This window comes from Solwaraspora sp. WMMA2080, assembly GCF_027497395.1.
Lineage (GTDB): Bacteria > Actinomycetota > Actinomycetes > Mycobacteriales > Micromonosporaceae > Micromonospora_E.
On sequence record NZ_CP114910.1, the window covers coordinates 3,139,933 to 3,160,394 of the forward strand.

The 20,462-nt window shown below is 70.5% G+C and carries 22 protein-coding genes; 12 read left to right on the forward strand and 10 right to left on the reverse strand.

Annotation, left to right across the window (positions count from 1 at the left end):
* Positions 1-4: 4 nt before the first annotated feature.
* Both dapC and fdxA read right to left on the reverse strand, forming a co-directional pair.
* The gene (gene dapC / locus O7543_RS14260) at positions 5-1,078 is read right to left on the reverse strand and encodes a succinyldiaminopimelate transaminase (RefSeq protein ID WP_281555443.1); all 1,074 of its coding nucleotides are present in this window, start codon (positions 1,076-1,078) and stop codon (positions 5-7) included.
* A gap of 68 nt (positions 1,079-1,146) precedes the next feature.
* Positions 1,147-1,473: a ferredoxin gene (gene fdxA / locus O7543_RS14265; protein ID WP_281553375.1), complete on the reverse strand. Its 327-nt coding sequence runs from the start codon at positions 1,471-1,473 to the stop codon at positions 1,147-1,149.
* 80 nt (positions 1,474-1,553) lie between these two features.
* Here fdxA and O7543_RS14270 point away from each other — a divergent pair, with 80 nt between their 5' ends.
* A complete protein-coding gene (locus tag O7543_RS14270) occupies positions 1,554-2,579 on the forward strand; it encodes a GNAT family N-acetyltransferase (protein WP_281553374.1) in 1,026 nt (341 codons plus the stop codon).
* Here the strand turns inward: O7543_RS14270 and O7543_RS14275 are convergent.
* The 3 genes from O7543_RS14275 to mshB all read right to left on the reverse strand — a co-directional run bounded on the left by O7543_RS14275 (position 2,548) and on the right by mshB (position 4,494).
* Positions 2,548-3,012, reverse strand: a complete 465-nt coding sequence (locus tag O7543_RS14275; RefSeq protein WP_281553373.1) for a hypothetical protein — start codon at positions 3,010-3,012, stop codon at positions 2,548-2,550. The two genes, O7543_RS14270 and O7543_RS14275, sit on opposite strands and share 32 nt — an antisense overlap.
* A gap of 115 nt (positions 3,013-3,127) precedes the next feature.
* On the reverse strand, positions 3,128-3,604 hold the full coding sequence (locus O7543_RS14280) for a hypothetical protein (RefSeq protein ID WP_281553372.1): 477 nt from the start codon (positions 3,602-3,604) through the stop codon (positions 3,128-3,130).
* Complete coding sequence (gene mshB / locus O7543_RS14285; RefSeq protein ID WP_281553371.1) at positions 3,601-4,494, reverse strand: N-acetyl-1-D-myo-inositol-2-amino-2-deoxy-alpha-D-glucopyranoside deacetylase; 894 nt, start codon at positions 4,492-4,494, stop codon at positions 3,601-3,603. Before mshB ends, O7543_RS14280 begins: the two co-directional genes overlap by 4 nt.
* Positions 4,495-4,572: 78 nt before the next feature.
* Between mshB and O7543_RS14290 the strand changes: the two genes are divergently transcribed.
* The 7 genes from O7543_RS14290 to O7543_RS14320 all read left to right on the forward strand — a co-directional run bounded on the left by O7543_RS14290 (position 4,573) and on the right by O7543_RS14320 (position 14,933).
* Positions 4,573-6,777, forward strand: a complete 2,205-nt coding sequence (locus O7543_RS14290) for a prolyl oligopeptidase family serine peptidase (RefSeq protein ID WP_281567451.1) — start codon at positions 4,573-4,575, stop codon at positions 6,775-6,777.
* 59 nt (positions 6,778-6,836) lie between these two features.
* Complete coding sequence (locus O7543_RS14295) at positions 6,837-8,273, forward strand: TldD/PmbA family protein (RefSeq protein WP_281567452.1); 1,437 nt, start codon at positions 6,837-6,839, stop codon at positions 8,271-8,273.
* A 14-nt stretch (positions 8,274-8,287) separates the two neighbouring features.
* Complete coding sequence (locus O7543_RS14300) at positions 8,288-9,679, forward strand: metallopeptidase TldD-related protein (protein ID WP_281567490.1); 1,392 nt, start codon at positions 8,288-8,290, stop codon at positions 9,677-9,679.
* A 426-nt stretch (positions 9,680-10,105) separates the two neighbouring features.
* On the forward strand, positions 10,106-10,912 hold the full coding sequence (locus O7543_RS14305) for a hypothetical protein (RefSeq protein ID WP_281553368.1): 807 nt from the start codon (positions 10,106-10,108) through the stop codon (positions 10,910-10,912).
* Between the two features lie 13 nt (positions 10,913-10,925).
* A complete protein-coding gene (locus tag O7543_RS14310; protein ID WP_281567453.1) occupies positions 10,926-12,863 on the forward strand; it encodes a fumarate reductase/succinate dehydrogenase flavoprotein subunit in 1,938 nt (645 codons plus the stop codon).
* Entirely contained in the window at positions 12,863-13,915 is a 1,053-nt protein-coding gene (locus tag O7543_RS14315; RefSeq protein WP_281553366.1) for a succinate dehydrogenase/fumarate reductase iron-sulfur subunit, read from the forward strand. Before O7543_RS14310 ends, O7543_RS14315 begins: the two co-directional genes overlap by 1 nt.
* Positions 13,916-14,150: 235 nt before the next feature.
* Positions 14,151-14,933: a hypothetical protein gene (locus tag O7543_RS14320; protein ID WP_281567454.1), complete on the forward strand. Its 783-nt coding sequence runs from the start codon at positions 14,151-14,153 to the stop codon at positions 14,931-14,933.
* 19 nt (positions 14,934-14,952) lie between these two features.
* Here O7543_RS14320 and O7543_RS14325 read toward each other — a convergent pair whose 3' ends face one another.
* Entirely contained in the window at positions 14,953-15,798 is an 846-nt protein-coding gene (locus O7543_RS14325; RefSeq protein WP_281553364.1) for an NAD(P)-binding oxidoreductase, read from the reverse strand.
* On the opposite strand from O7543_RS14325, the gene O7543_RS14330 reads away from it, so the two are divergent.
* Positions 15,736-16,728, forward strand: coding sequence for an AraC family transcriptional regulator (locus O7543_RS14330; RefSeq protein WP_281567455.1), 993 nt, complete (start codon positions 15,736-15,738; stop codon positions 16,726-16,728). The genes O7543_RS14325 and O7543_RS14330 overlap by 63 nt on opposite strands.
* Positions 16,729-16,763: 35 nt before the next feature.
* On the opposite strand, the gene O7543_RS14335 is transcribed toward O7543_RS14330, so the two are convergent.
* A complete protein-coding gene (locus O7543_RS14335) occupies positions 16,764-17,225 on the reverse strand; it encodes a (deoxy)nucleoside triphosphate pyrophosphohydrolase (protein ID WP_278167161.1) in 462 nt (153 codons plus the stop codon).
* A 155-nt stretch (positions 17,226-17,380) separates the two neighbouring features.
* On the opposite strand from O7543_RS14335, the gene O7543_RS14340 reads away from it, so the two are divergent.
* Positions 17,381-17,692: a 4a-hydroxytetrahydrobiopterin dehydratase gene (locus tag O7543_RS14340; RefSeq protein WP_281567456.1), complete on the forward strand. Its 312-nt coding sequence runs from the start codon at positions 17,381-17,383 to the stop codon at positions 17,690-17,692.
* A gap of 87 nt (positions 17,693-17,779) precedes the next feature.
* Positions 17,780-18,142, forward strand: coding sequence for a PH domain-containing protein (locus O7543_RS14345; protein WP_123605368.1), 363 nt, complete (start codon positions 17,780-17,782; stop codon positions 18,140-18,142).
* Between the two features lie 333 nt (positions 18,143-18,475).
* Here the strand turns inward: O7543_RS14345 and O7543_RS14350 are convergent, their stop codons facing one another.
* A complete protein-coding gene (locus O7543_RS14350) occupies positions 18,476-18,715 on the reverse strand; it encodes a winged helix-turn-helix domain-containing protein (protein ID WP_281567491.1) in 240 nt (79 codons plus the stop codon).
* A 441-nt stretch (positions 18,716-19,156) separates the two neighbouring features.
* Between O7543_RS14350 and O7543_RS14355 the strand changes: the two genes are divergently transcribed.
* Positions 19,157-19,741 (forward strand): Uma2 family endonuclease, encoded by a 585-nt coding sequence (locus O7543_RS14355; RefSeq protein ID WP_278167158.1) that lies wholly within the window; start codon positions 19,157-19,159, stop codon positions 19,739-19,741.
* A gap of 54 nt (positions 19,742-19,795) precedes the next feature.
* Here O7543_RS14355 and O7543_RS14360 read toward each other — a convergent pair whose 3' ends face one another.
* Positions 19,796-20,191 (reverse strand): PIN domain-containing protein, encoded by a 396-nt coding sequence (locus tag O7543_RS14360; RefSeq protein ID WP_281567457.1) that lies wholly within the window; start codon positions 20,189-20,191, stop codon positions 19,796-19,798.
* Positions 20,188-20,427: a hypothetical protein gene (locus tag O7543_RS14365; protein ID WP_123605371.1), complete on the reverse strand. Its 240-nt coding sequence runs from the start codon at positions 20,425-20,427 to the stop codon at positions 20,188-20,190. The genes O7543_RS14360 and O7543_RS14365 overlap by 4 nt, the downstream gene beginning before the upstream one ends.
* Between the last annotated feature and the right edge of the window lie 35 nt (positions 20,428-20,462).

Below are 20,462 nucleotides of genomic sequence, written 5' to 3' on the forward strand. Positions count from 1 at the left end.
CAGCCTAGTCGAGCCGGGCGACCGCCGCCGCCACCCGCTCGTCGGTGGCGGTCAATGCCACCCGTACATGGCGCTGCCCACCCGGGCCGTAGAAGGCACCCGGCGCGACCAGGATGCCGCGGGTGGCGAACCAGTCGGCGGTCGACCAGCTGTCCTCGTCCCGGCTGGCCCACAGGTAGAGACCGGCGGTCGAGTGGGAGATGGTGAACCCGGCCGTGGTGAGTGCCGCCCGGAGCCGGTCCCGGCGGGCCGCGTACCGCCGACGCTGGTCGGCGACATGCTGGTCGTCGAGGAGCGCGGCAACCATCGCCGCCTGTACCGGAGCCGGCACGATCATGCCGGCGTGTTTGCGCACCGCGAGCAGGTCACCGACGAGCCGCGGATCACCGGCGACGAACCCGGCCCGGTAGCCGGCCAGGTTGCTCCGTTTGGACAACGAGTGCACGGCGAGCAGGCCGGTCGGATCACCGCCGCAGACGTCGTCGCTGAGCACCGAGACCGGCTGCGCCTCGAAGCCGAGGGCCTGGTAGCACTCGTCGCTGGCCACCACCGCCCCGCGTTCACGCGCCCAGTCGACGACCTTGCGCAGATGCCCGCTCGGCAGCACCTGGCCGGTCGGGTTGCCCGGCGAGTTGACCCAGACCAGCCGGGCCCGACTGGATGGTCCGAGTGCGGTCAGCGAGTCGGTCCGTACCACCTCGGCCCCGGCGAGCCGGGCGCCCACCTCGTAGGTCGGGTAGCAGACGGACGGCACCACCACCACGTCACCGGGGCCGACCCCGAGCAGGGTGGGCAGCCAGGCGACCAGTTCCTTCGAACCGACCGTCGGGAGCACGCCGATCCGGTCGCCGACGGCGCCGCACTCGCGTACGAACCAGTCCCGGATGGCCTCGCGCAGTCGCGGGGTACCGGCCGTCATCGGATAACCCGGGGTGTCCGTGGTGGCGGCCAGCGCCTGCTGGACCACGGCCGGCACCGGATCAACCGGTGTACCGACCGAAAGGTCCACGATGCCGTCGGGGTGCCGGGCGGCACGCTCCTTGACCGGCACCAGCCGATCCCACGGAAAATCCGGCAGACCGGCGGCCGGTGACCCGCCGCCGGTCGGCGCGGACCGCCCAGTGGCCAAGCCCGCCCGCGCCCCGGTCAGTGCTCGTCCCCGCGCGCCGGCTGGGCCGCGACGAACGGGGTGTCCTTCTCGATCTTGCCGACCTTGGAAGCACCGCCCGGCGAGCCGAGATCTTCGAAGAACTCGTAGTTCGCGGTGGTGTACTCCTTCCACTGCTCCGGCACGTCGTCCTCGTAGAAGATCGCCTCCACCGGGCAGACCGGCTCACAGGCACCACAATCGACGCACTCATCGGGGTGGATGTACAGCATCCGGTTGCCCTCGTAGATGCAGTCGACCGGGCATTCCTCGATGCACGCCTTATCGAGCACATCGACGCACGGCTCGGCGATGATGTAGGTCACTGGCCTTCCTTCCCGCACGACATGCCGCGATCGCCCGCGGCACTGACGAGCCTAGTATCTCGCCGGGGAGGGGGTCGATCGTGCTCCGGCCACAAGATGTGGGACACCGCGTGGTAGTCCGGAAAATTATAGGTGTTGGCGGAGATCGTCCGCTCTATACCGACCTACTCGGCCTGCTGGCCGAGCTGACCGAGACCGAACTCACGGTGCTGACCCGCAACGGGCCGCGCCGGGTCGCACTCGCCGACGTGCACCGCAGCAAGCTGGTGCCGCCGACCGCCAGTCCGGCGGCCCGTCGGGCGGCGGACCGCGAATCCGCTGCCGTCGCCGAGCTGGAACGGGCCGCGAACCAGACCTGGGCGGCGCCGGTACAGCAGCGGCTCGGCGACTGGCTGCTGCGCGCCGCCGACGGCTGGACCGGCCGGGCGAACTCCGCGCTGCCGCTCGGCGACCCCGGCAGCCCCCTGCCGGCGGCGGTGGACGCGGTCACCGCCTGGTACGCCGAGCGTGGCCTGCCGGCACAGGTCAACGTGCCGTTGCCGGCCGCCGCCGAGGTCGCCAGCGAACTCGCCGGTCGGGGTTGGCGCAGCGGACCGCTGGTGCTGGTGCAGACCGTGCTGCTGGCCGACCTGCTGGCCGACGGTGCCGACGATCCACCCGGCGACGCGGCGACGGTACGGCTGGACCGCGCGCCGTCGCCGGAGTGGCTCGCCCTGGTCTCGGCCCGCAAATCGGCCGGTGACCCGCTGCCGGCCGCCGCCCACCGGCTGCTCACCGACGCACCGCAGGTGCGCTTCGCCCACCTGTACGTCGACGGCCGGCTCGTCGCCATCGCCCGGGGCGCTGTCGACGCCGACCATCGGTGGTGTCAGATCGCGCTGCTGGAGGTGCAGCCGGCGGCCCGGCGGCGCGGGCACGCCACCCGGGTGCTGCGGGCCGTCGGCCGGTGGGCCGTCGACGAACTGGCCGTGCCGGCCGCGTTTCTCCAGGTCGAACAGCACAACCCGGCGACCGCCCTGTACGCCCGGCTCGGCTTCACCACCCACCACGTGTATCTGCCGTGGCAGCCGGCGGTCAGCGACGGACCACCCGACGGGGCTTGTTGAGCTTGGTCTCGGCGTACCGTTCCAGCGACTTGGACCGGTGGTCCCAGCCCAGTGTGATCAGCACCAGATAACCGAGCAGCACCCCACCGATGGAGAAGCCGCCGTACAGCCACACCTGGGAGAAGAACGCGCCCGCCCCGGCCGAGAACGGATGGTCGCCGCTGACGAACGGCCCGACGAAGACGGTCAGCACCAGCGCCGCCAGAATCGCTGCCGCGACGTCACCGCTCCACCGCTCGACCGGCCGGTCCCGCCCCCAGACGAAGGCCACCGTGCCGAGCACGACGCCGATCACCACGAACATCACGAACGAGAGCCGGTCCTGCGTCTGCGCGTCGGTGTCGAACCCGAAGCGGACCACCAGCCGGGCCACCACATTGACCGCGAACAGCACCCCGGCGAGTACGCCGACCGGCAGCCAGCGCTGCCTCATCTTTACCTCCCGCACCCAGACCCGCACCGCGTCCACGGCACGCCGGACCGCGCGGGTGTGTCCTCCGGACCACAATTTTCGTACCGAGGATTGTAGGAGCCGACACCCGGTCGCGTCAGCCTCCGTCGCTGCGGCGGGCCGGCTGGGCCAGGATCATCCGGAACGCGAGTACGGCGAAGGCGATCGCCCCGGTGAAGATCACCGCGAAGCCCACCCAGTTGTCGCCGGCCAGCAGAATGTCTCCCTCGGTGGTGCCGCCAGCGGCCAGCACCATCACCGCGAACCAGGCCGCCGCCGGCAACGTCATCGCCCACCGGGCACCCACCGCGCGGATCGCGAACCAGCTCACCAGCACGTTGCCGGCGATCGCCAGCAGCACCGACACTCCGACCAGGTGCCCGCCGACCCGTACCGTGGCCAGCAGCAGCTCCAGAACCGCGGACAGCAGCGCCGCGACCACCGCGACCACCCCGCCGACCGTCCGCAGCCCCACATCCACCAGCTCACGCAGGCCGGTAGGGGCCGGAGCCGACGCCACCGGCGGCGTCGGCTCTACCGCCGACACCTGGCCGGAGACACCGGGCGAGGTCACGGCAGCGGCACCTCGGCGGCCGGCAGCCCGGCGAACAGGTCGGTCTCCCAGCCGCACGGGCCGTCGCCCGGACCCTGCCGGCCGGCGCCGAGGACGAAGTACTCGTAGCCCATGAACTCGCCGCCCACGTTGCCGGCGAGCGCGTACAGCCACGAGTCGTCCGGGATCTGGCTGGCGTGCGCCCGCATGGCGGCCTGCTTCGCCTGGTAGTGGGCGGTGCCGTCGATCCGCGCCGTGATCTGCGGATCGGGGGTGCCGAACGGCAGTTCGTCGACGTGTTCGACGCCGGCGAACGGGTTGTTCGACGCGCCCCGGAACGCGTCGATGCCGGCGGCGAGCACGCTCTTCGGCATCGCGGTGAAGTAGATCTTGTCAGGGGCGACACCCTCGGCGGCGGCCAGCTCGGCGGCGCGCATCGTCACCCGGTGGGCCTGAATGTGGTCGGGGTGACCGTAGAAGCCGTTGTCGTCGTAGGTGACCACCACCTGCGGCCGAGTCTCCCGCAGCACCTCGAGCAGCAACCCGGCGGCCTCGTCCAGATCGGCCTGCCAGAACGCCCGCCGGTGGTCGTTGGTCGGCAGGCCCATCATCCCGGAGTCCCGGTACCGGCCGGCACCGCCGAGGAACCGGTGGTCGGTCACTCCGAGCGCCGCACAGGCGGCGTCGAGCTCGGCGATCCGGTACCCGCCGAGCTGGTCGGCCTGATCAGGGGCCAGTCCGGCGAGGCGCGGCAGGTGGATCTCGCCTTCCTCGCCGAGAGTGCAGGTGACCAGGGTGACCTGCACCCCGGCGGCGGCGTACCGGGCCATCAGGGCACCGGTGCCGATCGTCTCGTCGTCCGGATGGGCATGAACCAGGAGAAGCCGTCGCGCGGCGGCGGGGTCGGTCACTCCGGCAACTTTACGCCGGATGGGCACCGGAGTGGATTACCGGTCTCATCGCTGATCAGCCGGTTCTACGATCCGAGAGTGGAATCTCCGGAGCCTGCCGCCCGTACCCGTGGACCCGTCCGGGGCGCCCCGCACGTGGTGACCGTGGGCGCCGACGGCGCCCGCGTGGTGTTCCTGCGCTCCACCGGCCCGCACGACCCGGCCGCCGGTCTCTGGTCGTTCGAGGTCGACAGCGGCGAGCACCGCCGGATCGCCGACCCGACAATCCTGCTCGGCACCGAACACGCCGCCGGCACCGGGAACACCGCCGGCGTCGGGATCACCCGGTACGCCACCGACCCGGCCGCCCGGGTCGCCGTCTTCGTCCTGGCCGGCCGACTGTTCCGGGCCGACCTGGTGACCGGCGACGTGATCGAGGTACCGGTGGTCGGCTCGGTCACCGATGCCCGGCCGGATCCGACCGGCAGCCGGATCGCGTACGTGTCGGACAGCGACGCGGACCCGGTCGGGCCGGCCGGCGCGACCGGCGGATCCGGCCGCGACGGATCGACCCATGACGGACTCAGCGGCAACGGGCCGGGCGGCGGCCCGGACCGCGACGGTGCCGGCAAGCTCCGGATCGTCCACCCGGACGGCCGTGACGTGCTGCTCGCCGGCGAGGACGGCGACATCACCTGGGCGCTGCCCGACCCGGCTGCGGCCGACTTCGGCCGGGACCGCGGCTACTGGTGGTCACCCGACGGCCAGAGCATCCTCGCCGCCCGGTCCGACCGGTCCCGGCTGCCCCGCTGGCAGTACGCCGATCCGGCGCGGCCCCAGCGGCGGGCCCGCAGCCGGCCGTACCCGATGTGCGGTGGTCCGAACGCCGAGGTGACCCTGCACCTGCTCGACCTCGACGGCGGCTGGGTCGACGTGCACTGGGACCGGGAAACCTACCCGTACCTGGTGTCGGTCGACTGGTCCGACGGCGGCCCACTGATCACCGTGCTGCGCCGGTTGCAGCAGCACGGTCTGGTGCTGTCCATCGACCCACGCACCGGCGAGACCCAGGTACACGCCGAGCTGGCCGACCCCCGGTGGGTGGAGCCGATCCCCGGCACTCCCTGCCACCTGTCCGACGGCCGGGTGCTGGTCGGCGGGGAACTCGCCCACGACGGGTACGACGCCCGCTGCCTGTTCGCCGACGGCACCCTGCTCACCCCGGCGGCGCTGTACGTACGCCGGGTGGTCGGCCGGCTGCCCGGCCGGCACACCAGCCCGGACCTGCTGATCGAGGCGAGTGACGGGGAACCCAGCGAACAGCACCTCTACCGGGTCCGCACCGCGGCCTCCTCGGGTGGCCTGGACGCGGTCCGGCTCACCAGCAGTCCCGGCTGGCATGTCGCCGCGGTCGGCGGTGCCGTACTGGCCGTCGGTTCGGCCACCCTGGACCAGCCCGGGGTGCGTTGGACGATCTACCGGGACGACGCCGAACTCGGCGTGCTGCGGAGCCTGGCGGCCACCCCGGCGGTGACTCCCCGGCCCACGCTGCAACGGGTAACCGACCGCCGGCTGCCGTCCGGTGTGCTGTACCCGCAGTCGCATGTCGCCGGCCGGCGGCTGCCGGTGCTGCTGCAGGTGCACGGCGGACCTGGCCACCAGCAGGTCCGAGCCGAGCGGGCAGGCTGGCTGGCCCGGCAATGGTGGGCCGACGCCGGCTTCGCCGTGGTCACCGTCGACAACCGGGGTACGCCGGGCATCGCGCCGAGTTTCGAGAAGGTGGTGCACCGGCGGCTGGCCGACGTGCTGCTCGCCGACCAGGTAGACGCGCTGACCGCGATCGCGGAGAAACATCCCGACCTCGACCTGGGCCGGGTGGCGGTGCGGGGCACCGGGTTCGGCGGCTGGCTGGCCGGGCTGGCCGCGCTGCGCCGTCCGGACGTGTTCCGGGCCGCCGTGGCGCGCGACCCGGTCACCGACTGGGCGTTGCTGCGCAGCGGGTACGCCGAACGGTTCCTCGGCCTGCCCGAGGAGGGCGGCGAGATCTATCCGCACCACAGCCTGGTGGAGATCGCCGCCGAACCGGTGACCGGCAGCGACGAGCTCCGCCCGCTGCTGCTGGTGCACGGGCTGGCCGACGGCGCCGTGCCGGTGGCGCACACCCTACGGTTGTCCGCCGCGTTGCTGGCCGCCGGCCGACCGCACGCGGTGCTGCCGTTGGCCGCCGGCACCGACCCGGACGCGGCCACCGTGCTGCGCGCCGAACTCGCCTTCGTCCGGCAAGCGTTGGGACCGCTCGGCTGAGCGGCCGCCGGCGGGCGTCGGGATCGCCCGGCCGAGCCGATGTCGCATAAGGTCACAGGGTGACCCAGTTCGAGGTGGCGACGGCCGCCGTGCAGGCGGCACTCGACGCCGGCGCCCGGTACGCCGACGCGCGGGTGATGCACCGCCGTTATGAGTCAATGACCGCACGCAACGGTGAGATCGAGGCGCTGGTTCAGCACAGCGACGCCGGTCTCGGCGTCCGCGCACTGGTCGGTTCCAGTTGGGGCTTCTACGCCGTACCGGATCCGTCGCCGGCGGCGGCGCGGGCCGCCGGTGGTCGGGCGGCGAAGATCGCCGCGGCCAGCGCCCAGGTGCCAGGGCCGCCGATCGACCTGGTGCCGGCCGGGGCCGGCACCGCGAGCTGGGCCAGCCCGTGCCGGGTCGACCCGTTGTCGGTGCCGCTGCCGGACAAGGGCGATCTGCTGGTGTCGGCGACCCGCACGATGCTCGACCACGGCGCCGACCTGGCCGAAGGGCTGTACCAGATCTGGGACACCGAAAAGTGGTTCGTCTCCAGCGAGGGGCACCGGATCGACCAGCGGATCCGCGAGTGCGGTGCGGGGCTGTCCGCGACGGTGATCGGTGACGGGGAGACCCAGCGCCGTTCCTATCCGAGCCACCGCGGCCAGTACGGCACCAGCGGCTGGGAGCTGGTCAACGACCTGGACCTGCCGGCGCACGCCGCGCGGATCGCCGAGGAGGCACGGGCGCTGCTCACCGCGCCGGCCTGCCCGGCCGGGGAGACCACACTGATCCTCGGTGGGGAGCAGATGGCGTTGCAGATCCACGAGTCGGTCGGGCACGCCATCGAACTGGACCGGATCCTCGGCTGGGAGGCCGCCTTCGCCGGCACGTCCTGGCTGGACCTGGCCCAACTCGGCAGCCTGCGGTACGGATCCGAGCTGATGAACGTGACGATCGACCCGACCATCCCGGGCGCGTTGGGCAGTTTCGGGTTCGACGACGAGGGCAGCCCGGCGGTCAAGCGGGACGCGGTCCGGCAGGGCCGGTGGGTCGGCGTACTGGCCGGGCGGGACTCGGCCGCCGTCGCCGGCCTGGACCACGGCGGCAGCGTACGGGCGGACGGCTGGTCGCGGCTGCCGATGGTCCGGATGACCAACGTCGGGCTGGAGCCGGGGCCGCACACGTTGGACGAGATGATCGCGGCGACCGACCACGGGGTGCTGATGGACATCAACCGGTCCTGGTCGATCGACGACAAGCGGCTCAACTTCCAGTTCGGCTGTGAGATCGGCTGGGAGATCCGCAACGGCAAGTTGGGGCGGATGCTGCGCAACCCGACGTACACCGGAATCGGCCCGGTGTTCTGGCGGTCGATGGACATGTTGTCGTCGGAGAGCGTCGCCTGGGGGACGCCGAACTGCGGCAAGGGCCAGCCCGGTCAGGTCGGGCACACCGGGCATCCGGCGGCGCCGGCCCGGTTCACCAACGTCCGGGTGGGGGTACGCGGGTGAGTCTGGACGCGGGGCTGACGGGCGCGGCGACGTCGCCCGCCGAGACCGATCTGGCCCTCCGGGTGGTGGCAGCGGTCCGCCGGGCCGCCGGGCCGGGCGCTCAGGCCGAGGCGTACGTCAGCCACCGGGCGCTGGCGCTGACCCGGTTCGCCAACTCGTTCATCCACCAGAACGTCGCCGAGGCAGTCACCACAGTGTGGCTGCGGCTGCACGTCGACGGCCGGACCGCGATCGGTTCGACCACGCTGACCGGCCCGGACGGGTTGGCCGACCTGGTCGAGCGCACCTTGGCGGCGGCCCGGCTCTGCCCGCCGGATCCGTCCTGGCCGGGGCTCGCCGGACCGGCGCCGCTGCTCGCGGCCGGTTCGTGGGACGAGGCGACCGCGCAGGCCGGTCCTGCGGAGCGGGCGGCCCGGGTGCGGGACTTCGTCGCGGCAGCCGGCGGTCTGGAATGCGCCGGGTTCTGCCGGACCGTGCACCGGTCGACGGGGTTCGCCAACAGCGCCGGGCAGACCGCCGGTGGCCGGGCGGCGGAGGCCGCGATGGACGGGATCGCCCGGACCGACGGCGCCGACGGGGTGGCCCGGCAGGCGGCCGACCGGCTGACCGAGATCGACGGCGCGGCGCTGGGTGCCCGAGCCGCGGTGAAGGCTCGGGCCGGCCGGCACCCGGTCGATCTGCCGCCGGGGCGCTACCCGGTGGTGCTCGAACCGACCGCGGTGCTGGATCTGTTGCAGATGCTGGCCCGGCACGGCTTCGCCGGCAAGGCGCACCATGAGCGGCGGTCGTTCGTCCGGCTCGGTGAGGCCCAGTTCGACCCGGCCATCTCGCTGGTCGACGACCCGGCCACCGGTGGCGGGCTGCCGTTCGACGCCGAGGGCACCCCGACCGGCCGTACGGTGCTGGTGGACGGCGGCCGATCAACGGCGCTCACTCACGACCGACGGACCGCGGCGGCGGCCGGCACCGCTTCGACCGGACACGCGGCACCGGGCAACGTCCCGTGGGGGCCGGTGGGTCAGCATCTGCGGCTGCTCCCGGCCGATGGCTGGCAGTCGGCCAGCGGCGACGGGCCGGCGGCTGGGGGCAGTGCGGCGCTGCTCGGCGGTGCGCAGCGCGGTCTGCTGGTCACCGATCTGTGGTACACCCGGATTCTCGATCCACGCAGCCTGGTGGTGACCGGCCTGACCCGTAACGGTGCGTGGCTCGTCGAGTCCGGTGAGATCGTGGCGGCGGTCCGCAGTCTGCGGTTCACCCAGTCGTATCCGCAGGCGCTCGCGCCCGGTGCGGTGCTGGGCCTGGGCTCGGAGTTGAGCCGGCTGCCGGACAGTTGGGACGACACCTCCTGGCACGCGCCGGCCCTGCACCTGGCGGACTGGCAGATCACCGGCGGCGCCGCCGGCTGACCCCGGCGAAACCTGCGAGATTGACGACGCTAGGCGGATTGCTTAGGTTAGCCATACCTCACTAACTCTGGGGTCCGCGATGGGCGGTGCGGGCTGGTCGACCGCACCGCCCGTCACCCCTGACGACGCGTTCGCTGTCAATCTGTGACCGACGCCGCTCGGGATCCAGTGAGCTTCTGCACATCCACCGCCCTAGCGGCGGGCCGGGCTTTCGTAACCGACGCGATACCGGCAAGACTCCCTTGCGCATACGGCCGCCGGTACTGGGCGTAACGTGTGCACCGGACCAGCGCCCGCCGATGCGTGTGGTGCGGGTTCCGGAGCACGCGGTCGCACGGCATCTGGGCTCTGCCCTGCTACGCCACAGACCGGCCGAAGATATCCGGGTCCGCCCTTGCACGGGTCGGGCCCCGTCAGGGAGACAGGATGACGACTACGGCAACGATGCCGGGGCAGGCGCGGGCGCGCGCCGCCATCGCGGCGAAGACGTTGCGCACCGACCGGTGGTGGCTACCCCCGCTGATCACCGTGATCGGACTCGGTGCCTGGGTCACCTACGCCACCGTCCGGGTATTCATGCACGACTTCTACTGGGTCCAGGAGCACCACTACCTCACCCCGTTCTACTCACCGTGCGTCACCGAGCGCTGCGTACCGGAGGCGGCGCACTTCGGCCGGTTCCTACCCGGCTGGTGGATCATCCCGGACGCGGCGCTGACCCTGCCGTTCCTGCTGCTGTTCCGGCTGACCTGCTACTACTACCGCAAGGCCTACTACCGGGCGTTCTGGCTGAGCCCGCCGGCCTGCGCGGTGCCGGACGGCCACCAGCGCTACACCGGCGAGACCCGCTTCCCGCTGGTCTTCCAGAACGTGCACCGCTACGCCTTCTACGCCGCCGCGATCATCTCGCTGATCAACACCTGGGACGCGGTCCTCGCCTTCGACGGCGAGAACGGCTTCGGTGTCGGCCTGGGCAACGTCATCCTGCTCGGCAACGTGATCATGCTGTGGGCGTACACGCTGTCCTGCCACTCCTGCCGGCACATCGCCGGTGGCCGGCTGAAGCACTTCTCCAAGCACCCGGTGCGCTACCGGATCTGGACGTTCATCTCCAAGCTCAACGTCCGGCACATGCAGTTGGCCTGGATCACCCTCGGCACGCTCGCGCTGACCGACTTCTACGTGATGGCGCTGTCCGCCGGCTGGTTCGGCGACCTGCGGTTCTTCAACTAAGGGCTTGGACGATATGACTACCCGAATCGAACGACACCACTACGACGTCGTGGTCATCGGCGCCGGCGGCGCCGGGCTGCGGGCGGCGATCGAGGCCCGGCTGGCCGGCAAACGTACCGCGATCATCTCCAAGTCGCTGTTCGGCAAGGCGCACACGGTGATGGCCGAGGGCGGCGCGGCGGCGGCCATGGGCAACGTGAACAGCCGCGACAGCTGGCAGGTGCACTTTCGCGACACCATGCGCGGCGGCAAGTTCCTCAACAACTTCCGGATGGCCGAACTGCACGCCAAGGAGTCACCGCAGCGGATCTGGGAGCTGGAGACGTACGGCGCGCTGTTCGACCGTACGAAGGACGGCAAGATCTCGCAGCGCAACTTCGGCGGTCACGAGTACCCGCGACTGGCCCACGTCGGTGACCGCACCGGCCTGGAGCTGATCCGTACCCTGCAGCAGAAGATCGTCTCGCTGCAGCAGGAGGACAAGCGGGAGTACGGCGTCCACGACGCCCGGATCAAGGTCTTCGCCGAGACCACCATCACCGAGCTGATGCTGGAGGACGGGCCGGACGGCCCCCGGGTCGCCGGCGCCTTCGGCTACTACCGGGAGAGCGGCGAGTTCGTGCTCTTCGAGGCGCCGGCGGTGGTGCTGGCCACCGGCGGGGTCGGCAAGTCGTACAAGGTCACCTCCAACTCCTGGGAGTACACCGGCGACGGGCACGCGCTGGCCCTGCGGGCCGGCGCCACTCTGATCAACATGGAGTTCCTGCAGTTCCACCCGACCGGCATGGTCTGGCCGCCGTCGGTCAAGGGCATCCTGGTCACCGAGTCGGTCCGGGGCGACGGCGGCGTGCTGCGCAACACCGACGGCAAGCGGTTCATGTTCGACTACGTTCCCGACGTGTTTCGCAAGCAGTACGCGGAGACCGAGGAGGAGGCGGACCGCTGGTACACCGACCCGGACAACAACCGGCGTCCGCCGGAGCTGCTGCCCCGTGACGAGGTCGCCCGCGCGATCAACAGCGAGGTCAAGGCCGGTCGTGGTACGGAGTCCGGCGGCGTACTGCTGGACATCGCCAGCCGGCTCCCGGCCGAGGAGATCCGTCGCCGGCTGCCGTCGATGTACCACCAGTTCAAGGAGCTGGCCGACGTCGACATCACCAGGCAGCCGATGGAGGTCGGGCCGACCTGCCACTACGTGATGGGTGGTGTCGAGGTCGACCCGGACACCGCCGCAGCGGCCGGCCGGATCAGCGGCCTGTTCGCCGCCGGTGAGGTCTCCGGCGGCATGCACGGCTCCAACCGCCTCGGCGGCAACTCCCTGTCCGACCTGCTGGTCTTCGGCAAGCGGGCCGGTGAACACGCGGCCGCGTACGTCGGCGGGCTGGACCGGCGGCCGAAGGTCTCGGCCGACGAGGTGGAGCAGGCGGTGGACCAGGCGCTGGCGCCGCTGTCGCGCGACACCGGGGAGAACCCGTACACCCTGCAGCAGGACCTGCAGGCGGTGATGGGCGACCTGGTCGGCATCATCCGGCGCGAAGGTGAACTGGCGGATTCGCTGGTCAGGCTGGCCGAGCTGCGCGAGCGCGTGGTCAAGGTCAGCGCCGCCGGCGGCCGGCGTTACAACCCGGGTTGGCACCTGGCGCTGGACCTGCGCAACATGCTGGTGGTGTCGGAGTGCACCGCCAAGGCCGCGCTGGAGCGCACCGAGTCCCGCGGCGGGCACACCCGCGAGGACCACCCGACCATGGCCCCGACGTGGCGCACGGTCAACCTGGTCTGCTCGCTGGACGGTGACACGGTCAAGCTGGAGCCCAAGCCGCTGCCGAAGATGCGCCCGGAGCTGATCAAGCTCTTCGACCGGGCGGAGCTGGCCAAGTATCTGACCGACGAGGAGTTGGCGGAGTTCGACGCGCTGGCGCAGGACGCGCTCGCTGAGGAGGCGGACAACTGATGGGCACCAAGCGCCACTTCAGGGTGTGGCGGGGCGACGAGACCGGCGGCGACCTGCAGGACTACCAGGTGGAGGTGAACGAGGGCGAGGTTGTCCTCGACGTCATCCACCGGCTGCAGGCCACCGAGGCTCCGGATCTGGCCTGCCGGTGGAACTGCAAGGCCGGCAAGTGCGGCTCCTGCTCCATGGAGATCAACGGCATGCCGAAGCTGGGCTGCATGACGCGGATGTCGACGTTCGAGGAGAACGAGACGATCAGCGTCAGCCCGCTGCGGACCTTCCCGGTGATCCGCGACCTGGTCACCGACGTCTCGTTCAACTACCAGAAGTCGTTGGAGACGCCGGCGTTCAGCCCGCCGGAGGACCTTGCCCCCGGCGAGTACCGGATGCAGCAGGTCGACGTGGAACGTTCGCAGGAGTTCCGCAAGTGCATCGAATGCTTCCTCTGCCAGAACACCTGCCACGTGGTACGTGACCACGAGGACAACAAGACCGCGTTCTCCGGTCCCCGGGTGTTCATCCGCGCCGCCGAGCTGGACATGCATCCGCTGGACACCAGGACCGACCGCAAGCAGTACGCGCAGGCGCAGCAGGGGCTGGGCTACTGCAACATCACCAAGTGCTGTACCGAGGTCTGCCCCGAGCACATCAAGATCACCGACAACGCGATCATCCCGATGAAGGAACGCGTCGTCGACCGGCGGTACGATCCCCTCGTGTGGCTCGGCAGCAAGATCTTCCGGCGGGGACAGAACGGCACGGCGGCGAGTGGACCGGCGCTCGGCGAGTCCGGCCTGGACCAGCCGGCCGCCACGACCGCCGGGCTGCCGGCGGACGGCGACCACAGCGCGGCGGCCGACGCCGAGCGCGGGGTCAACTGGCACCGCCAGGTGCCCCGCCCGCAGGCGGCGGCGGTGGACGAGAAGGGCCACCTGCCGATCAGCGAGCTGGCGTTCGACAAGCCGGCCGCGCCGTCGCCGTTCGGCGAGGACGTCACTTTCCCACTGCCGGACAAGTCGCTCAACTACCACCACCCGGACCAGGACCGCTGAGCCGGTCTCACCCGGACCAGGACCGCTGACCGCCCCTCCCGGTGCTTCGTGCGCCGGGAGGGGCGGTTTCTTTCCGTGGTCGCCGGGGTTGCCCGCCAGCCATTGACGGTCGTAACATCCTCGGCGGAGCCGGGAACGGACCTTGTCCACCGTTTCCGTCGTGGGGCGGCGTCGGGCCGCCGGACCCACGGCACCAGCCTGTACTGCGGGCTGCTCGCCGAAGGACTCCCCCACCATGATCCCGCTCCGCCTCCGGCGCCACCGCCTGCCCGCACTCGTCGTCGCCGCCCTCGTCGTCGCCGGCGTGACCGTCGTCTGGCTGGCACCGGACGCCGACGCCAGCGAACTCTGCGGGCGGGCCGACACGATCGACATCACCGACAAGCGGTACGTGGTGATGAACAACATCTGGGGTGCGGACACCCCGCAGTGCCTGACCGTCGACGCGGCCGGCCAGTTCGAGGTGACCCACACCGAGCACGACAAGCGGGACGGCTCCGCCGTCGCCTACCCGACCATCTACCAGGGCTGCCACTGGGGCAACTGCACCGTCGGCAGCGGCCTGCCGATCAAGGTACGGCAGTTGCGCTCCGCCCGGTCCGACTGGACGATCGACACCCAGGACGCCACCGGCCGCTGGAACGCCGCGTACGACCTGTGGTTCCACACCGACGCCAACGCCCACCGCTCCCCCGACGGCGCCGAACTGATGGTCTGGCTGGATCGGGCCGGCGGGGCCGAGCCGGCCGGGACGCTGGTGGCGCGGGGAGTGACCCTGGCCGGGGCGACCTGGGACGTCTACTACGCCGACTGGCACTGGAACTACGTGGCGTACGTGCGTACCACGCCGGTCGACGAGGTACGGGACCTGGAGTTGGCGGCGTTCACCCGGGACGCGGTGGGCCGCGGCTACCTCGACCGGGACTGGTACCTCAGCGGGGTCGAGGCGGGTTTCGAGATCTGGCACGGCGGTGCCGGGCTCACCTCCCGGGCGTTCCAGGTCGCGATCAACCTCTGATCGTCGGTCGCGCCGTCGGTCATCGAGCCGAGAGGGAGAGTGTCGCGCCGATGTGGCCGTCGTTCTCGACCGACTCCGCCAGGAGCCAGGCGACCTGCGTACGAGCCACTTTCATGCTGCGGGTCGCACCGGTGGTCGAGACGAACGGCGGCTCGGCCGGGTCGTCGTCGGTGAGGTTCACCGGTTGAACTGCGGTCCAGTCCAGGCCACTGGACCGCACGATCCGCTCCTGCCTCTCGGTGTCGACGATCTGCGGTCGTAGGAGGACCCAGAAGACCAGACGCTGGAGCATGGGCAGGTGCGTCCGGGTGGGTCCGACGCCGTACGACGTCTGCACCACCAACCGGCGTACGCCGTGACGACGCATCGCCTCGACAACGACACCGGTCCCCCGGGAACGGACATCCAGCGGCGTGTGCGCCGGACCACGCAGCCTGACCCCCACCGGGTTCTCGCTGATGCCCAGCGTGACGATCACCGCATCCTGACCACGCACTGCCTTGTCGACGTCACCAGGGTCGGTGGCGTCGCCATTCACCCCGCGCAGCAAGCCGCCATCGACCTGCCCGGCCACCGTCGTCGCGTTCCGCGAGAACGCGGTGACCTCATGGCCCCGGTGGCCGAGTTCCCGCACCGTGGCACGGCCGGACCCACCGGATGCACCGACCACCAGTACCTTCATCGCTGCTCCCCCTGTCGTCGTTGCCGCCAGTGCGCGGCTCCCCATCGACAAAATCAGTTCCGGGTCGGCGAGGATATGATCGGGAAACGCGAAAGTATGCTCGATCGTCCAGGAATCGCGATGGTGAAACTCGAGGTCGATGCGCCGTGGGTGTCGGTGGACCCGGTCGGGGAAGCACTGCACCTGCTGCGGATGACCGGGATCTTCTACTGCCGCACCGAGGTCAGCGCCCCATGGGCGCTGGAGATGCCGCCGTTCGGCGATTGTCTGAGTGTCCATGTCGTGACGTCCGGTGGCTGCTGGCTACGTGTCGGGGACGCGCCACCACTGCAGTTGAGCGCCGGCGACCTCGCGCTCGTGCCGCATGGCCGTGGGCATCTGCTGATGAGCAGCCCACAGACCGGACAGGCCGGAAAGGCCGGACGGGTCGACCTGCTACCGCAGGAACATCTCAACGCGCACTACTCGATACTCCGTCACGGTGGCGGCGGCGAGACGTCCACGCTGGTCTGCGCAGTGGTGTCGTTCGAGGGGCCGGCCGCTCACCAACTCGTACGGCTGCTGCCACCGGTCATCCATGCGACCGGGTCGGACCCGCGGACCAGTGGCTGGATCGGTGCCACCCTCGCGTTGCTGACCAGCGAGGTGTCGGACCTTCGCCCGGGCGGGGAAGCCGTCACCACCAGACTCGCTGACATCCTGGTGATCCAGGCGATCAGGTCATGGATCGACAGCGACGACCCGCAGGCGCGAGCCGGATGGCTCGGCGCGCTGTCAGACCCACTGATCGGGCGGGCCATCGCGGCGATCCACCGCGAACCCAGCCGTACCTGGACCGTCGCCTCGCTGGCGCGCGTAGCCGCGATGTCGCGGTCGTCGTTCGCGGCCCGGTTCACCCGGCTCGTCGGTGAACCGGTACTCCAGTACGTCACCCGGTGGCGGATGCACGTCGCGCTCGCCAGGCTCGAACAGGGCCAGACGACGGTCCGCGAACTGGCCGGCCAGTCCGGCTACGGATCGGAAGCCGCGTTCAGCCGGGCGTTCAAACGCATGATCGGAGTCGCTCCCGGCTCGGTCCGCGGTAGTCGCGACCCGAGCGCCAGCCCATACTGAGCCGCAGCCTGTACTGGACACCACAGCACCCGGCATCAGCCGTCGTGCGGCCTGCTGCCGGCGTGCAGCAACGGACGGAGCTCGGCGACGATCGGCTGATCTGCGGGCAGCCAGGTGACCTGATCGAGTTCGTCGGCCGCCAGCCAGCGCAGAGCTGAGTGCTCGAGCGCGGTCGGCTGCGCCGGTCCGAGCAGTCCGGCGAGGTAGACCCGCAGCACCGACCGGCCGTGGCCGAGCGGCTGGTCGGGGCCGACCCGGTCACCCACCGTGATCGCAACCCCGAGTTCCTCGCGGCACTCACGGATCAGGGCATCGGTCTCGGTCTCGCCGCTCTCCACCTTGCCGCCGGGAAACTCCCACTTGCCGGCCGCGCCCGGTGGATGGGTCCGGGCACACGCCAGCACCCGACCGTCAACGACGATCGCCGCCCCGACCACCACCTGACGCCTCGCCCGCCCGCTCCGCACAGCAGATGAGCCTGCCAGATCAATCAGCATTTCGGGTAACCCTGCTGACTGCTAGGACAGCAGATGACGGAAGGGTGGACGTGGACACACCAACCAGTTAGCGGCCAGACTGGGGACCACCGACCAAGACACAGGATGGCGACGATTTGGCCACAAGCCGGCAACGACGCCTGGGAGGTGTGGCTTTGCGAGCACTCTGGTCCAGCCGGACCGGCCGCGACTACCTTAGCGATGCGCTCACGCAACTGGACGGGTGGACGCAGGACGGCCAGCAACTCCGGCGAACCCTGCTGCTCGACGACAGCCAGCACGCCGAGCTCACCGAGCGGATCAAGGTAGCAGCCGACGCCCTGCACCTGCGGCCCGACGTACGCCGAGCCGACGGACAGACCCAGATCCGGCTCGGCTCCCCCGACGGCGACAAGATCACCGACGGCGACGTCGCACTCGCGGCCCGCATCGAGGACGCCTACCGTACGGTCGTCGACCTGCGCTGATCCCGCGTCCCCCGCACGGATCACCGCTGACCGCAGCGACCTCGCTCATCGCTGGCGTGGTTGTGCCCGCCGCCTACCCTCGGGCACATGGCGAACGTGGCGTACGACCGGCGGGAGCAACTTCGGCAGATCGAGAGCGGGCTGCTCGACGGGGAGCAGGTGATCGCGGTCTACGACGCGATCGGCACCGGCACCGGCTTCATCGGGCTGACCAACCGCCGGGTGATCATCCAGGACAAGTCGTTCGTCGGCAAAAAGGTCGCCATCACCAGCATCCCGTACTCGAAGATCACCAGCGTGAGCGTAGTGAGCAACAAGTCCTGGGGCGGCTCGTACTTCTCGTCCGGCGCCATCGCGATCAACGTCGGCACCCACACCTACGAGGTCGAGTTCCGTGGCGACCAGAAGTCCCACCACGTACACAACGTGATCCTGCACTACATCTCGTGACCGACCGCGGGACCGACAGACAGCAGGGCTGACCGCTCGATTATGTCCATCCCGCGCTCAACCTAAGCGGCTTCCGGCTTCTCCGGCTCGACACCGCCGGCTCGCAGGATCCGCCGGACCTGTTCCCGGCCGTAGCCAGTCACCCGAGCGATCTCGCCCACGCGGGCACCGCCTCGGTATGCAGTCACGATTGCGGCCGCAAGCCGCTTCCGTACCTGTGGCACCTCGGCACGCGCTGAAGCGACTTCCGCGAGCCCATCCTGCACGCGTCGGAGCGCAGCCCGGTACGCCTCCGCTGCCGCCTCAAGGTCACCTGCCACGGCGGAAGGTGCCTCAGGGCTTCGGGTCTGGCGTAACGAACGTGCCGCGACCGGCGAAGGTGACCACACGGCCTTCCTCGCGTAGCACGTCAAGCGCGGCCCGCACGGTGCCACGCGCCACGAGGTACGTCTGCGCCAACGTCACCTCACCAGGCAGCTTGCGCCCCGGCAGCCAATCGCCGCTATCGATCTGCGCGTTGAGCGCATCGGCCACCTGCTCGGCAAACGAACGCGGCGACCACGGGTCGACCATGCTCACAGGCTGCCACCTGTCCAGCCGACCGATGCTATCCATTCAGTTCACCAGCCCAAAACCCACCCGCACCGCGGATTCCCAGACGAAGCGCGCGGCGATACGACGCCTCCTCAGGAGCCGTGGTCGGTCCGAGAGTGCTGCCGGGGCACGGGACGGTGCAGATCTGGGCCGACGCCGGCTCAGGCGGAACCGGTCAGCGGGTGGATGTTGCCGTCGACCGCCTTCGGTTGGCCAATATCGACTCCGGCGAAGGCGTCAAGGCCCTATACCGACTGGGACCGTTCCACCACCAAGGCTGACCCCTCCGTTCAGCGTCGAGGTGAGTCTCACGCACCTCAAAACCGCCTCGTAAGGTGTCTGAGCCTCACCTCGATGCGGCGCAGACATCGAGACTGAACGACGGTAAGTCAACAGAAGCCGGCTGTTACGGTGAGGAACATGACCGCAGTGCCCGAGTGGATGCGGCCGCCCCGCCCTGAAGGGTGGTACGCCGACGACCTCGACCAGCTCCCGCAGGCGCCCCGTCACACCGAGCTGATCGACGGAGCACTCGTCTTCATGATGTCCCCCCAGCGGGCTTGGCACGGCCGAGCTGTCTCCGCTTTGCTCTTCGCTCTCATGGAGCAGGCGCCAGCAGGCGTCGAGATTGAGCGGGAGATGACGATTCGGCTCGACGAACGGAACCGCCCCGAGCCCGATCTCCTCGCCACGCGGGCTCCCTACTACGACCCGGACTGCACCTTCTACACACCCGACCAGGTGCTGTTGGTCGTCGAGGTGGTGTCGCCGGAGTCGGCCCACCGCGACCGGACAGTCAAGCTGCGCAAGTACGCGGAAGCCGGCATTCCGCACTACTGGCGCGTCGAGGACGAGGGTGGATCACCGGTGGTCCACGCATACGAGCTCGACGAGCCCACCCGGTCGTACGTCGCGACCGGGATCCACCGCCACGAGCTGCACACCACGACGCCGTTCGAGCTCAAGCTGAATCTGGACGGGCTTGTGCCCGGTCGCAAGAGCTGAGCCGGGCAGCCGCTCAACTGCCTGACGCATCTCTGCCACGGCCGCAGGGCCGGCCTACAGCCTGATGACCCGAACCCGATGCCCGCACAACCTGGTCATGTCGTCGACATCCGACGTCAAGACCGCGACCGGCGCGGGTAGTCGTAGCGCCATCTCGGCGACCATGGCATCGATGGCGTACTTGTGCCCGTGCAGCCCCGCCGCCTTCAACAGCCCCGCACTGCGACGGGCGTTCTCTTCCGTCACCGCCTCCACACGAATGCGGGACAACAGCCAGGTCAGCCGAGCGGTGTCCACGCCGGTGTGGGAAACCTCGATGATCGTGGCAGCCGACATGGCCAGATCAGCCCCGTCACGCTCCGCCTGCTCCAGCAGTCGCATCACCATGCGATCCCGGCCGATCCATCCCGAGAAGCCTTGCGAGTCGAGCACAAGCGATTCGAGGCTCACGCCGCCCGGTCCGTCTCCCTGGTCCCGTACAGAAGCGCCTGGGCCTCGGCCATCTCCTGATCGGTGAACGCCCCGGACTCAGCTTGATAGCGGTCCAACTCCTCCCGGAGAAGCCTCCGCCGTTCAGCCCGCTCGGCCAGCTCGGTGAGGTAGCCGGAGACGTTGTCGGTGTGCGACTTCATGCTCTCCAGCAGCTCCACCGGCAGCGTGATCGTGACCTTCCTCGTCCTCGCCATCCAGCAACCATACCACGGTATTACCGCGAGCTGGG